This window comes from Hyphomicrobium sp. CS1BSMeth3 (assembly GCF_900117415.1).
Taxonomy (GTDB): Bacteria; Pseudomonadota; Alphaproteobacteria; order Rhizobiales; family Hyphomicrobiaceae.
Map to the genome: position 1 here is coordinate 820013 of NZ_FPEI01000004.1, position 14543 is coordinate 834555.

A 14543-nucleotide genomic window follows, 5' to 3' on the forward strand; every position below is an offset into this window, starting at 1 on the left:
ACGGTCGACCTCGATCGGCAAGCCCAGCTCTCTTCATGCCGGGCCATCAAGCAGCCTCAGCGTGGACACGCATCCCAGAAGCCATTGGTCCGTGATGCATCGGTGTAGTACCAGCACATGCCGGGTGAAGGCGGCGCACCGGCCCAGGCGTAGGCCGTCGCGGCCGTCACGAAGCCGATGGCCGCACCGGCTGCGACCGCGCCACCAGGGCGCCACCAATAATTCGCGGGACGCGCCCAGCGGCCGGCAGTCCCCGGCCCAGTTCGCCGGATTGCCGCCGTTCGACGGACATCACGATCGCGCACGACATCGCGGTTGCGGGCGACATTCCGATCGCGAGCAACATCGCGATTGCGCGCGACATCGCGGTTGCGCACGGCGCCCCGGTCTCTCATCCCACCCTCGCCGCGACGGAACTCACCGCCACGCCTCGCCATCCCGCCGCCGCGCTCCCCGCCGCCACGGCGCACCAGCTCGACGGCAGGTGCGGAAGTTTCAATGGCCGACTTCGCGAGCACCAGCGGCGATGACTGGCTCGGCGCTGGAATGGCCAGCGTGCCGATCGCGCAGACGAACAAGGCTGCATATCCTTTCATGACGCGCTCCTTTCGTGCTCGCGGACTTCGAGGTCGCGGCTCGCAGCAGGTTGGGTGCGGATGATGCAGCGAAAGCCGATATGGCTCGCGGATGTGTCGATCGGCTGTGCGTGGCGCGCGGCAGGGCGGTAGCGCCTGCAATAGTTCGGCGCGCAAAGATGCGAGCCGCCCTTCAGCACCTTGCGCGGGATCTTGATCTGCGGCTGGCAGGGATCGTAGCTCGCTGCCTCGGCACCGCCGCGCGGGTTCTCGGGAATGCAGCACGGCTTTGAGGGATTGGCCGTGTGTCCGGCCCCATACCAGTCCGCCGTCCATTCCCAGACATTGCCGATCATGTCGTGAAGGCCGTAGCCATTCGGCGGAAAGGCGGTCACGGGCGATGTGCGTGCGTATCCGTCGCTCTTGAGGTTCTCGTGCGGAAACTGGCCCTGCCAGGTATTGGCCATGTGCCGCCCACCTGGTGCGAGCTCATCACCCCAGGCGAACTCGGCGCGGTCCAATCCGCCGCGCGCGGCAAATTCCCATTCTGCTTCTGTCGGGAGCTCCTTGCCGGCCCAGCGGGCGTAGGCTGCGGCGTCGCGATAGGCGATGTGGACCACGGGATGATCGTCCAGGCGCTTTATCGAGCTCCTCGGACCATAGGGATGCCGCCAATCGGCGCCAAATTTGAAGCACCACCAGTTGCTCCAATCACGTAGGTCCACCGGCGTCGACGGCGGGGAGAAGACGAGCGAGCCCGCCTTGAGCATGTGAGGCAGGGCATCGTGGTAGTCGGATGCCTTCGGACGGATTTCCGCAAACGTTACAAAATCCGTGGCCTCGACGAACGCCCGAAACTGCGCGTTCGTCACCGGCGTCTTATCGATCCAGAAGGCCGCCACGGACACGCGATGTGCCGGCGCCTCTTCCTGATAGTGCTTATCCGACCCCATCCAGAACGTGCCGCCAGGAACGAGGACCATCGATCCAAGATCTGCGGACGTATTGCGCATCGCACATCCTCTAGCTCCCCCGATTTGACCTCCACGTTTACGGGGCAAACTAGCGTCGGCCGCCCGTGAGCGACATCGGGGAAAGCCCCGAAAGGCAAGGGCGATTAATGGACGGGCACGCCGAAAGGCTCGGCATGACGGCATCGCTCTGATTTGAGCGAGCAGCTACGGCCGAAGCATCGCCGGCATTCGATTGCTGAACACCGCGCCTCGATCGAGGTCCGCCAAGCCTTCAGCGCGAGCCGGGCAGGGCGTACGAAACAAGCCGCGGCTCGCCTGTGGGCAGCTTCAGTGCTTCAAGGCCTTGAGGACCTGCAGCCTGAGCTTCACGAACATCTCGTTCGTCGTCGCTTCCTCGAACACGCGCGGGCGCGGGAGCGGCACGTCCAGAACCTCGACGATCCGGCCCGGCCGTGCGCTCATGACATAGATGCGGTCGGAGATGAACACCGCCTCGTCGATGTCGTGCGTGATGAAGAGCACGGTCGGCGCGATATCGAGACAGAGATCCAGAAGCAGCTTCTGCATCTCGAGACGTGTCTGATAGTCGAGCGCGCCGAAGGGCTCGTCCATCAGCAGAATGTTGGGCTCGTTGATGAGCACGCGTGCGATCTGCAGGCGCTGGCGCATGCCGCCAGAGAGCTGATAGGGAAAGTGGCGCTCGAAACCCTTGAGGCCGACGATCTCGATGTAGCGCTCGGCTGCCGGCATGAAGATGTCGCGCGGCACGCCCCGCATGCGCGGCCCGAACACGACATTGTCGAGGACATTGAGCCAGGGATAGAGCTGCGGGTGCTGGAACACGATGCCGCGATCCGCACCTGGTGCTGTGATCGGCTTGCCACCGAGAAGAATGCGGCCCTCGGTCGGCGTGTCGAAGCCCGCGACCATGCGGAGGAGCGTGCTCTTGCCGCATCCCGAGGGCCCGACGATCGACACGATCTCCGAAGGCGCAATCGTGAGATCCACGTTCGCCAAGGCGTGAACGGTGCCACTCGGACCTTCGAAACGTCGGTCGACGCCGGAGATGACGAGCGGCAGAGCTGCCGTGCGGGATTGTGTTTTCGTCATTGTTTGCCGCGCCAATGCAGGACACGCCGCTCGATCATAAGCAGGATGCCTTCCAGAACAAGGCCGATGAGACCGATGGTGAGAATGCCCACGAACACGAGCGGTATTCGAAAGAACGTCGTTGCGTCGGTGATGAGATAGCCGAGACCGACCTGCGCGGCGATGAGCTCGGCCGCCACGACCAGCGCCCACGAGAGCGTCATGGCAATGCGCATCCCCGTGAGAATGTGCGGCAGCGAGGCCGGCAGGACGACATGCGAGAAGATCTGCCGCCCCGTCAGCCCGAGCGACTGCGACGCGAGAATGAGATCGTGCGGAATGCCCTTCACGCCGGCGGCCGTATTGACCGTCAGATAAAGGAACGCCGTCATAAAGATCAGCGCCACCTTCGATCCCTCGCCGATCCCGAAGTAGAACGTGAAGAGCGGGACCAGCGCGATCGGCGGGATCGGCCGCATGAACGTGAGGAACGGGCTGATCATCGCATCGGCAAGGCGGCTCGAGCCGAGCCAGATGCCGAGCGGCACGCCGAGTAGCACGGCAAGCCCGAAGCCCGAGAGCGCGCGGCCCATGGATGCCAGGATCTGGATATAGAACGGGCTGCCGGAGTAGCCGCGCGTCACGAGCTCGCTCAGCGCTTCCCAGATGGCCTGAACCGGGGGGAAGGTGTTGGTCTGTAGAAGGCCCGCTGCACTGAGCGCGCCCCACAAAGCAAGAGCGAGCGCAACCACGAGGATGCTTACGGCGCGGTAAAAGCCTTCTGATCGCGACTGCATCAGGGATCACATCTCTGACTGGCGCAAGCGGAGACGCGGTCCGCTTGCTGGCTTTCGGGGGGATTGCGAGCTTCTGGCTTCAGCCTTTGCGCGCTAGCTGCATCACATCGGTTCTGATGTAGTCGTCGATGTTGACAAGGTTCTTCGCGATACCAATGTCGAGACCGAACTTGAGAAAATCTCCGAGCATCGCGTGCAGCTTGCTGTCCTTGGACCAGTGGACGATGCTTTGCGGATCGAGGGCAGCAGTCGAGTTGAAGCAATCCAGATCCTTGGCGATAGCCACCGCCTGCTCGCGCGCCATGCCGGTGAAATCGAGCGTGTAGCGGATCGCCATTTCAGGATCCTGCTTCATCTTATCGAGGCCCATATTCCAGCCGCGCAGCAGGCGCGACACGGCATCGGCGTTCTTATCGAGCCATGGCCGCCGCCCCGCCCAGCCGAGGAACGCCGGGCCCGGCGACAAATCGGAGTTGCGAGCGATGATGCGCGCGCCGGCGTCGACGAGAGGCGTTGCGAAGGGCGCCCAGATAAATGCAGCGTCGACGTCGCGGGCGTTGAATGCCGCCACTTGCTGTGGCGGAGCCATCCCCACGAGCTGCGCATCGTCTTTGCTCATTCCATGCGCGAGCAGCAACTTCCAGAGGCCGTAGTGGACATCCGATCCCTGGACGCCCGCCACCTTCTTCCCTTTCAGGTCCTTCATCGATTTGATCGGGCTGTCCTTTGGGACAAGCACCATTTCGAGTTTGTTGTAGTCCATGAGGACCGAGGTGAATTGCAGATCCTGACCATTGGCATTGGCAACCAGGAATGGCCCGCCCCCACCCCAAGCCAAATCGACCTGGCCACCCGCGAGTGCAGCAAACTGCGCCGGTCCGGACGTGAACTTGACGAAATTGACTTCGAGACCGAGCTTCTCGAAATACTTCTCGCGGAAGGCGATATGGGCGGGCCCGTTCATGATGGGCTGCATGCCGGCATTGATGCGTAGCGTTGTCTGCGCGCGGGCGCCAATGCTCGGCGCCATGAGGGCGGCAGCGCCTCCCGCGGCAATGCCTTTGATGACGGAACGTCTTCCGATTCCCGCTGTCATTGTCCTCTCCTCCCAGCACCCTTGTTGTTTGGAGAGCGGATTGCTCCGCTCTCCGATCAGGATTGGCCTGCTGTCAGCCCTTCTTCACCTGCTGCATGAACTGCGTCATGAGGTAGTCGTCGATATTGATCGTCTTCTGCGCGAGACCGAATTCATTGCCGAACTTGAGGAAGTCGCTCAGAACGGTGTGGAGCTTGCTGCCCTTGGCCCAGTAAGCGGGGCTCTTCGGATCGAGCGCTGCAGTCGCCTCGAAGTGGACGAGATCCTTGATGATCGCGTCGGCCTGCTCGCGCGCCATGCCCGTGAAGTCGAGCGTGTAGCGGATCGCCATCTCGGGATCCTGCTTCATCTTCGCGAGGCCCTGGTTCCAGCCGTGCAGCAGGCGCACGATCGCATCCGGGTTCTTCTCCAGCCACTCCTTGCGGCCAGCCCAGTTCAGGAAGGACGGACCGGGATCGAGGTCCGACATGCGCGTGATCGCGCGTCCGCCCGCCTTGATCATCGGCGTGACGAACGGCTCCCAGGTGTAGACGCCATCGACGTCGCCGGCATTGAAGGCGGCAATCTGCTGCGTCGGCGTCATGCCGACGAGCTGCGCGGCATCCTTGGCCATGCCGTTGTTCTGCAGCAGCTTCCACAGGCCGTAATGCGCATCCGAGCCCTGCACGGCGGCGATCTTCTTGCCCTGCAGATCCTTCACGCTCTTGATCGGGCTGTTCTTCGGCACGACGAGCGACTGCAGCTTGTTGTAGTCCATGAAGACCGCGATCGACTGCAGATCCTGGCCGTTCGCCTTGGCAATCAGGTAGGCGCCCATGCCGCCCCAGCCGAGATGCGACTGGCCACCCGCGAGCGCGGCGAACTGCGCCGGCCCCGACGTAAACTTGATCAGGTTCACATCGAGACCGAGCTTCTCGAAGTATTTCTCGCGCAGCGCGATATAGACCGGCCCATTGAGGATCGGCAGCATGCCGGCGTTGATGCGCAGCGTGGTTTGCCCGCGCGCGACGATGCTCGGCGCGAAAACGGCACCGGCCGCCCCGAGAGCCATCCCCTTCACCATCGAGCGCCGCGTTATCGAAGTGTCCGCCATTCTTTCCTCCTGCAGTGACCAGGTGTGGTCTTGATTGATCGAGCAGCTTCAGCGGCCGCTCTTGACTGGCTTGACGGGCAGCCGCTCCGCCGCGGCCGACGCGCCCAGCATCTCCGCGACACGGCGCGTGAGCCCGATGAGCCGCGGTGCGAGATCGGTCTCGATCAATCGGGGCGGTAGCGTCGAGGCGAGGCCGCCGATGTTGAAGGAGAGAATGCCGTAGGGCGAATTCACATCGAGCGGCACGCCGAGCGAATGGATCTCCGGCACCCAGTCGCCGAGCGACGTGCAGTAGCCGCGCTCCGCGACATCGCGAATGGCCTGCTCGATGCCGCGGCGTACTTTCGGCCAGGCCGAAGGATCATTGCGGCGGATCTCATCGAGCAGGGGCTTGCGCTCCTCATCGCTCATCGCGGCGAGATAGGCGCGGCCGACGCTCGTCGTTGCGAGCGGAATGCGGTCGCCGATGTCGAGGCCGAGACCGAGCGCATTGGGGCTGCGGCGGAACTCCAGATAGATCATGTTGAGGCCGTCGCGCGCGCAGAGCGCGACGCTCGCCCCGGCGTAGTCGGCAAGGTTCTGCATGAGCGGGCGCGCGACCTGCCGCACATCGAATTTCGACAGCGACGCATAGCCGAGCGCAAGGGCGCCCGGCCCGAGCCGATAGCGGCCGCTCGCTGGATCGTGCGTGAGATAGCCGAGCCGGCTCAGCGTGTACGTGAGGCGCGAGATCGTGGCTTTGGAGAGCGCCGTGCCGCGCGAGAGCTCGCCATTCGAGAGCGTCTCATGCGCCGATGAAAACATCCTGAGGACGCGAAGACCGCGCTCGAGCGCCGCGACGAACTGACGGTCGTCAGCGGGCAGGTCATCCACGTCCCGAAGCAACTCGATTGTGCGATTCCGCCCCACGAAGCATCTCCTTCGTCTTTTTTTGTATTTGAGCAGTGCGCACCGCGTACCGCAAGTCAAAATATGTTCCGCTATGCGGTACATCCACCGGAGAGCCATGTGAGCGCAATGCGAGCGCTCTGCGCGCCTTTCAGTCGGGCATCGGGAGGCTTCACGCGCGCGATCGCGACGCCCCGTGAGGAGCGCCGGATTGCACCGAAAAATTTGGATCGAGCGCGCCGCTAGTCCTGCTCGCGGAAGGCTTCCTCGCGGCCCTTGCGCAAGGACGGCAGCGCCATCATCAGCAGCAAGGCGACTGTCACGCCGATCAGCGCCGCGCTCAGCGGCCGCGTGAGGAAGATCGAGAAGTCACCGTCCGAGAGCAGCAGCGTGCGGCGGAACTGCTCCTCGACCATAGGCCCCAGGATGAAGCCGAGCACCATGGGCGCGGGCTCGCAGCCAATGCGGCGGAGGAAGTAGCCGAAGACGCCGAAGCCCGCCATGAGGAACACGTCGAAGACGCGGTAGTTGATCGAGTACACGCCGACGCAGCAGAACACGAGGATCGCCGGAAAGAGATAGGCATAAGGGATCTTGAGCAGCTTCACCCAGATGCCGACGAGCGGCAGGTTCAGGATGACGAGGATCATGTTGCCGATCCACATGCTCACGACCATGCCCCAGAACAGCGTCGGCTGATCGGTGAGGAACTTCGGCCCTGGCGTGATGCCGTGGATGGTCATCGCCGCAATCATGAGCGCCATCACGGCATTCGGCGGAATGCCGAGCGCGAGCATGGGAATGAAGCTCGCCTGCGCGCCGGCATTGTTGGCGGCCTCGGGCCCTGCAACGCCCTCGATGGCGCCCTTGCCGAAACGCGAGGGATCCTTGGCGAGCCGCTTCTCGAGGCTGTAGGACGCAAATGACGAGACCAGCGCACCACCGCCCGGCAGCACGCCGAGGATCGAGCCGAGGAGCGTGCCGCGCACGGTTGCCGGCGCCGCCTGAATGACATCTTCCTTGGTCGGCATGAGCCGCGTGATCTTGCCCGATGGCAGCTCGCGCGTATGGCGGTCAGCCAGGTTGGCAATGATCTCCGCGACGCCGAAGAGGCCCATGGCGACGACGACGAAATCAATGCCGTCATAGATCTGGCGGATGCCGAACACGAAGCGCTGCTCGCCTGTCGTCACGTCCGTGCCGATGAGGCCGAGCAACATGCCGACCATCACCATGCCGATCGAAGCAACGATCGAGCCCGACGCCAGCACGACGGCCGCAATGAGGCCCATGACCATCAACGCCGTGAACTCGGGCGGGCCGAACAGCAAGGCCATGCGCGAAAGCGCCGGCGCCGCAATCGCAATGACGATGGTCGCGACGCATCCCGCAAAGAACGAGGCGAGTGCCGCCGTCGCCAGCGCAACGCCCGCGCGGCCCTGGCGCGCCATCTGGTAGCCGTCGAGCGCGGTGACCACGCTCGAGGACTCGCCCGGCAGGTTGACGAGGATCGCGGTCGTCGAGCCGCCATACTGCGCGCCATAGAAGATGCCGGCCAGCATGATCAGCGCGCCGGTCGGCTCCAGGTGGAACGTGATCGGCAGCAGCATGGCGATCGTCGCCAGCGGCCCGATGCCGGGCAGCACGCCGATCAGCGTGCCGAAGAGCGCACCGGCGAAGCAATAGAAGAGGTTCTTCAGCGTGAGAGCGACGGAGAAGCCCAGCGCGAGGTTCGAGAACAGGTCCATCAGAAGGGCCAAACCGGGATTTGAAGATTGAGAGCGGTGGAGAACAGCAGCGTCGACAGCACGGCCATGCCTGCGGCGATCGCGCCGAGCGCCGGCCAGTGGAATTTCTCGCCGGAGAACGCCGCCGCCCCCGTCATGAGCGCAACTGTGAGCGGGAGCCCGAGCCGCGGCAGAAGGAATGCAAATCCGATCACCATGATCGTGACGAGCAGCAGGGGCCGCCACGCGATCGAAAGCCGCACCTCATCGTCCGCGGGCGAGGAGAAGAACGCCTGCACGAGCAGCAGACAGCCGACGGCAACGCAGCCGATGGCGAGCGCGCGCGGCGTGTAGCCGATGCCCATGTCGGCGGCCGTGCCGATCGTCAGGTCTCTCCCTGCCCAGACGGCAAGCGCACCGAACGCTATGAAGAACAGCCCGGAAAGATACTGCTGCTGTGTGCCCATGCGTGCCTCCTCGCGCTCTTGTGCTGCGCGGGCGGCCCTTGCCACCCGCGCAGCAAGGTCACTTCTTGCCGAGGCCGGCGGCCTGCACGAGATCGCCGACGCGCTTGTAGTCCGCCTCGAAGAATGCCTTGAAAGCTGCCGCATCCTGGTAGGCGATCGGATACTTCTGGCGCTCGAAGACCTCTTTCACCTTCGCGTCGTCCAACGCGGTCTTGCACGCCTGACCGAGCTTGGCCTTGACGTCCGCCGGCGTTCCGCGCGGGACGAAAATGCCGTTGTAGTTCGTCACCACGACATCGAAGCCGGCTTCACGGACCGTTGGCGTATCCTTGAAGTTGTCGATGCGGCTCTCGGCGTAGACGGCGATCGGATGCAGATCGTACTGCGGCACGAGGTTCGCCTGATCGCTGTAGAGATCGGTCGTGTTCGACATCATGGCCTGAACGGCATCGGCAGAGCCCTTGAACGGCACGTGCTTCAGCTTGATATTCGCGGCCTTCTCGAGTGCCAGCTTGGCGAGATGCGTGATGGACCCGGGCCCGGACGTGCCATACGTGACTTTTCCGGGCTCCGCCTTGGCTGCCGCAATCACGTCGGCGATCGTGCGGTACTTGCTGGTCTTTGGCGCCATGAGGACGAGCGGCTGCTCGACGAGCTTGCAGATGGCGTCGAAGCTGTCGATGTCGTACGTCAGCTTCATGCGATGGGGCTGGGCTGCCGTCGGCCCGCTCGGTGTTATGAGGATCGTATAGCCATCGGGCGTAGCGGCAGCAGCTTCCGCCGCACCAATGGTTCCGGCGGCGCCGTTCACGTTCTTCACGACGATCTGCTGACCGAGCGCGCGCGAGAAGGCCTCTTGCATGCCGCGCGCCACCAGATCCGTCGCGCCGCCTGCCGGGAACGGCACGATGGCCGTGACAGGGCGCTCGGGGTAAGCGGCGGTTGCCGGCGCTTGGGCGAAGGCAGCCATGCTCCCCGCGACCAGCGCGAGGGCCAGTAGCTTTCTCATTTCAGGCGTTCTCCTCTGGATCTTTTTTGTTGTTCTGCGGTTGGCAGGCGCTCATCCTTACTGAACGGCCGTGAGCGCGCAAGCGGCCATGGTGCATGGCGCCATGACAGCTTGCAGCGTTGCCACGGCTCACTTCACTTTAAGGCCGGCCTCCGAGAGCAGCTCACCGTTCTTCTTGAATTCGGCTGCAATGAATGCCGATGCGGCCTTGCGATCGAGGAAATCGATCGGCTGGCGCTGGCGGCCGAGGTTCTCGATCACGCCCTGATCGGCGAGCGCCGTGCGGCACGCCGCTTCGAGCTTGGCCATGATCGGCTCGGGCGTGCCCTTGGGCGCGAACATGGAATTCCAGATCGAGAACTGCAGGTCGTAGCCCGCTTCCTTCAGCGTCGGAATGTCCTTGTAGGTCGGGATGCGATTGGAGGCGAAGATGCCGAGCGCCGTCAGATTATACTGCGGCACGAGGTTCGGCTGATCCGTGAAGAGGTCGACCGTGTTCGTCAGCAGACCCTGCACGACATCCGCCGAGCCCTTGTACGGCACATGCTTGATGTCGATGCCGGCCGCCTTCGCGAACGCGATCATCGACACATGCGGGATGGTGCCGGGGCCGGTCGAACCATAGGGCACCTTGCCCGGCGCGGCTTTCGCGGCCGCGACGACCTCGGCGACATTCTTGTATTTCGAGTTGGGCGCCGCCATCAGCACGACCGGGCTGTCGACGAGCTTACAGACGGTCTCGAAGCTGTCGTAGCTGTAGTCGAGCTTCATGCGGTGCGGCTGCAGCGTGATCGGACCGATCGGGCTCACGAGGATCGTGTAGCCGTCCGGCGCCGAGCGCGCAGCCTCAGCCGTGCCGAGCGTGCCGGCAGCGCCCGGCACGTTCTTCACGACGACCTGGCCGCCGAGCGCCTTCTGGAAAGCATCCTGAATGCCGCGCGTGAGCAGATCTGTTGCGCCGCCCGCCGTCCACGCGACGATCACGGTCACCGGTCGCTCGGGATAAGCAGCCTGCGCTGGCGCGGCTGTGGCGATCAGCACCGGAGCCAGTGCGCTGAGAGCAATGCGGGTGAGCCGCTTGAGGCGGAGCATCTCGTTTCCTCCTGGGTTGTGGCGCGCTACGACGCCTTGCGAATATGAAGCGGAAACCTAGTAGGCGGCCGGAGCCGCGTCAAAGAAGAATCTCGACCAACGAAATATTTGTTCCGCATATCGGAACTCGCGTCGATGTCGGCTTGCACCGCCACGCTCACGAATCCGCGTGCTCTGCTGCGCGCAAGCAGGGCTCACGCGAGCCCCTTCGTGCGCAGATCGCGGAAGTGCTCGATGGTACGCCGCACACCTTCAGCGAGAGGCGTGAGCGGGCGCGGCCCGATGATCTTCTCGAGCGCTGCAACATCAAAGCCCGTGGTCGGCGAGAGCCGCTCGGGCCCCTCTGCACGCACGTCCGCTTCGGGTGCCACGGCGCGAATGGCGGCGATGATATCCGCCGTGCTCTCGACATTGTCCGTCATGTCGGCAAGGTGCGCGCCGTTCCACTCGGCTTCGACGAGGCGCACGAACATCTCGGCGATATCATCGGCGAATTGGAAGCATGTCGCCGTCGTCCACGGCACCGTGTAGCGCGCACCGAGTGCTACCGCACGCATTGCGCTCGTGACCGCCGATGTCTCGCCTTGATCGCGCCCGATGCCATAGACCACATGTGGCCTGAGGCCGAACGACGAGACACCGAAGTCCTCGGCATAGAGGCGCGCGATCTCCTCGTCCGCACGCTTGAAGACGCCGTAGAGATTTGCCGGCGCATTGGCGGCGCCGCGCGGCTTCGCAGCAACCGAGCTCGTATAGATGACGCGAGCGCCGACGCTGCGCGCCGCTTCCAGCACGCTCACATGCCCGACTACATTCACCTTCGCGCCGGCAAGCGGGTTTGCCCGGCAGGCGGGGATCTGAAGCGCCGCGAGATGGAGGATCGTGCTGACCGCATGTTGTTCTGCAATGCGAGACATAATCCCATCATTCGTCAGATCGGCGACCTGCCAGGCGATCTCGTCCGGCGCCTCTCCCCGCACGACCTGACGCAAGCGCATCTCGTCGCGCGCAATATCGACGGCAATGACCGTGAGGCCGCGCGCGATCAGTTTCGGCAGTATCCATGCGGCTAGAAAGCCAGATGCGCCGGTTACCACGACGGTTCTGTTGCTGCTTGTCATCTGCGTCCTCGTGTGCAATCTCGCATCTCGATGCAGAGTGTATCCCACCATTTCATGTCGGCGATCAACCATTCTGCACAGCGAAACACGATCAGCGCCCCCTCTCAACCGAAGGCTTCAGGAACATGGTCAAGACCAACGAGCTCGTCGTCAACGCTCTGGTCGAAGGTGGCATCACGCACGCCTTTACACTTCCCGGCCTCGGCATCACGTGGTCGCTCCCTGCCTTCAAGGCGCAGGAGAAGAAGCTCAACGTGGTCCTCACGCGCTCGGAGTGGATCGCCTCCGTGATGGCGCAGACGGCCGGCCGCCTGCTGCGTCGCCCGTCGGTGCTCATGGGCCAGGGACCGTGGATCACGACGATCGGCGGCATGGGCATTCTGGAAGCGCACTTCTCCGGCTCGCCGATGGTCGTGCTGACCGAGACCTCCGACTACGACGGCTATGGGCAGATGGGCGTCTATCAAACCATGACCGGCGACTATGCCGGCGCGGATGCCATGGCCTCGCTCAAGCCGATCACCAAGTACTGCACGTACACGACCGCGCCGCAGGAAGCCGTCTACGGCGTGCAGATGGCGATCAAGCACGCGAGCCTGCCGCGCATGGGTCCTGCGGCCGTCATCATGAAGACGCCGATGATCCGCGCGGAAGCGCCGCCCGACATGAAGCCCGTGCTCTATCCTTCGGCCGGCTATCACCGCTACACGCCGCCGCGTCCTGATCCCGCTGCCATTCGCAAGCTCGCCGAGATGCTCGCGCGCGCCGAGCGCCCCGTGATCATCGCCGGCAACGGCGTGACGATGACCGAGAGCGGTCAAGCCTTGCAGGATGTCGCGCTCGCCAACGGTATCGCTGTCGCGACGAGCTACAACGGCAAGGGCGTGATCGCCGAGACCGCGCCTGTCGCCGTCGGCATGATGGGAACGTGGGGCCACGCGTGCGCCAACCGCGCCGTCGCCGCGGCAGATCTCATCGTCATGCTCGGCGCGAGCATGGGGCCCGACTACACGCGCTTCCGCGATCCCGCGATGATCCGTCCCGGCGATCAGGCGCTCGTGCAGGTGGATATCGATCCGCGCAATGCCGGCTGGGTCTATCCGGTCGATCACGCGATCACGGCCGATGTTGCCGACGTGATCGCGGAGCTCGCCAAGCTCGACCTCGGCGCCGCGAAGAAAGCCGCACGCCTCGCCCACATCGCAACTCTGCGCGACAAGTGGAACTTCGATCGCCTGCCGGCTCTGAAGGCCGGACAGGGCAGCGTCCATCATGCCGATATCATCAGCGCCATGCAGGGCTTCATCGGCAAGGACGACCTGATCACGCTCGATGCCGGCGCCAATCGCATCTGGGCCACCTTCGGCCTCAGGAGCACGCATCCGCACCAGTTCCTCGTCGCGGGCGGCACGGGCGCCATGGGCTGGGGCGCACCCGCTGCCGCCGCTGCCAAGCTCGTGCTGCCCAATCGTCGCGTGACCTGCCTCGCGGGCGACGGCGGTTTCATGATGACATTGCAGACGATCACCACGTGCGTGCAGCAGAACCTGGACGTGGTGTACATCGTCGACAACAATGCGGGCCTCGGCATGGTGCGCGACAATCTCGGCGCGAACCGCATCGCCGTTGATTTCGCCGACTGCGACTTCGCGAAGATCTCGGAAGGTTTGGGCGGCCGCGGCATGACCGTGACCCATCCGGGCGAGCTGCGCGATGCGATCGAAGAAGGCCACAGAATGAGAGGCCCGGTGGTCATCGACGTGAAAGTCGATCCCGAGGCCGGACACAAGGAGGCATCCGACCATGCGCCGATTTGAGAACCGTTCGGCCCTGATCACCGCCGCGGCCAGCGGTCTCGGTCTCGGCGTCGCACAACGGCTCGCGAGCGAAGGCGCGCGCGTCGTGATCTGGGATCGCGATGCGACGCTCCTTGCCGATGCGCTCAAGGAGGCCGCCGCCGGCGGCCTCAACATCACGGGCCGCGCGCTCGACATGATGGACAAGCGCGCGATCGATCAAGCCGTTGCCGAGATGATCGACAGCCACGGCCGCATTGACATCCTGGTCAACAACATCGGCGGCTCGCTGCATGTGCCCTTCCGCTTTCTCGAGCAGTCGGATGACGACTGGCAGAAGGTGATGGACGTCAACGTGAAGACGTGCGTGTGGGCGACGCGCGCCGTCATTCCGTACATGCAGAAGGCGCACTACGGCCGCATCATCAACATGGGCTCGAAGGCCGGACGGTTCGGCTCGCTCTTCGCGGGCACGCCCTACGTCGCGGCCAAGGGCGCCATGCAGGCCTTCACGCTGCAGATCGCGCAGGAATTCGGCCCCGACGGCATCACGTGCAACACCGTGTGCCCCGGCGCGATCCTCACGCCGCGCGTCGAGCGCTTTCTCAACGAGCGTCATTCGCCCGAGGAGCGCGCACGCGTGCTGGCCTCCATTCCGGTGCGCCGCCAGGGGCGCGTCGAGGATATTGCGGCCGCGATCGCCTACCTCACGTCCGAAGAGGCGGGTTTCGTCACGGGCGCGACGCTCGACGTGAATGGCGGCCAGGCCATGTCGATCTGAGAGGGCCCAAAGCCAGGCCGAGCATCACTGCCGATCTC

14 protein-coding genes are annotated in these 14543 nt (G+C 64.4%); 2 read left to right on the plus strand and 12 right to left on the minus strand.

Going from position 1 to position 14543, the window contains the following annotated elements; all coding sequences use genetic code 11:
• Window positions 1–56: 56 nt before the first annotated feature.
• The 12 genes from CS1BSM3_RS28540 to CS1BSM3_RS08155 form a co-directional block, all read right to left on the minus strand.
• Window positions 57–596 (minus strand): hypothetical protein, encoded by a 540-nt coding sequence (locus tag CS1BSM3_RS28540; protein WP_244540452.1) that lies wholly within the window; start codon window positions 594–596, stop codon window positions 57–59.
• Window positions 593–1588, minus strand: a complete 996-nt coding sequence (locus CS1BSM3_RS08105) for a formylglycine-generating enzyme family protein (RefSeq protein ID WP_072386486.1) — start codon at window positions 1586–1588, stop codon at window positions 593–595. Before CS1BSM3_RS08105 ends, CS1BSM3_RS28540 begins: the two co-directional genes overlap by 4 nt.
• A gap of 288 nt (window positions 1589–1876) precedes the next feature.
• A complete protein-coding gene (locus CS1BSM3_RS08110) occupies window positions 1877–2659 on the minus strand; it encodes an ABC transporter ATP-binding protein (RefSeq protein ID WP_072386487.1) in 783 nt (260 codons plus the stop codon).
• Entirely contained in the window at window positions 2656–3435 is a 780-nt protein-coding gene (locus CS1BSM3_RS08115) for an ABC transporter permease (protein WP_072386488.1), read from the minus strand. Before CS1BSM3_RS08115 ends, CS1BSM3_RS08110 begins: the two co-directional genes overlap by 4 nt.
• A 79-nt stretch (window positions 3436–3514) precedes the next feature.
• Window positions 3515–4531, minus strand: coding sequence for an ABC transporter substrate-binding protein (locus CS1BSM3_RS08120; RefSeq protein WP_072386489.1), 1017 nt, complete (start codon window positions 4529–4531; stop codon window positions 3515–3517).
• A gap of 73 nt (window positions 4532–4604) precedes the next feature.
• Window positions 4605–5624, minus strand: a complete 1020-nt coding sequence (locus CS1BSM3_RS08125) for an ABC transporter substrate-binding protein (protein ID WP_072386490.1) — start codon at window positions 5622–5624, stop codon at window positions 4605–4607.
• Between the two features lie 48 nt (window positions 5625–5672).
• Complete coding sequence (locus CS1BSM3_RS08130; protein ID WP_244540453.1) at window positions 5673–6533, minus strand: IclR family transcriptional regulator; 861 nt, start codon at window positions 6531–6533, stop codon at window positions 5673–5675.
• Between the two features lie 221 nt (window positions 6534–6754).
• On the minus strand, window positions 6755–8260 hold the full coding sequence (locus tag CS1BSM3_RS08135; protein ID WP_072386491.1) for a tripartite tricarboxylate transporter permease: 1506 nt from the start codon (window positions 8258–8260) through the stop codon (window positions 6755–6757).
• A complete protein-coding gene (locus CS1BSM3_RS08140; protein ID WP_072386492.1) occupies window positions 8260–8706 on the minus strand; it encodes a tripartite tricarboxylate transporter TctB family protein in 447 nt (148 codons plus the stop codon). Before CS1BSM3_RS08140 ends, CS1BSM3_RS08135 begins: the two co-directional genes overlap by 1 nt.
• Before the next feature lie 58 nt (window positions 8707–8764).
• On the minus strand, window positions 8765–9715 hold the full coding sequence (locus tag CS1BSM3_RS08145) for a Bug family tripartite tricarboxylate transporter substrate binding protein (RefSeq protein ID WP_072386493.1): 951 nt from the start codon (window positions 9713–9715) through the stop codon (window positions 8765–8767).
• Window positions 9716–9844: 129 nt separating this feature from the next.
• A complete protein-coding gene (locus CS1BSM3_RS08150; RefSeq protein ID WP_072386494.1) occupies window positions 9845–10807 on the minus strand; it encodes a Bug family tripartite tricarboxylate transporter substrate binding protein in 963 nt (320 codons plus the stop codon).
• A gap of 194 nt (window positions 10808–11001) precedes the next feature.
• Entirely contained in the window at window positions 11002–11928 is a 927-nt protein-coding gene (locus tag CS1BSM3_RS08155) for an NAD-dependent epimerase/dehydratase family protein (protein WP_072386495.1), read from the minus strand.
• Between the two features lie 125 nt (window positions 11929–12053).
• Between CS1BSM3_RS08155 and CS1BSM3_RS08160 the strand changes: the two genes are divergently transcribed.
• A complete protein-coding gene (locus CS1BSM3_RS08160; protein ID WP_072386496.1) occupies window positions 12054–13745 on the plus strand; it encodes a thiamine pyrophosphate-binding protein in 1692 nt (563 codons plus the stop codon).
• Window positions 13732–14505 carry an SDR family NAD(P)-dependent oxidoreductase gene (locus CS1BSM3_RS08165; RefSeq protein WP_072386497.1) on the plus strand — a complete coding sequence of 258 codons (774 nt, stop codon included), beginning with the start codon at window positions 13732–13734 and terminating at the stop codon, window positions 14503–14505. The genes CS1BSM3_RS08160 and CS1BSM3_RS08165 overlap by 14 nt, the downstream gene beginning before the upstream one ends.
• Window positions 14506–14543: the final 38 nt, after the last annotated feature.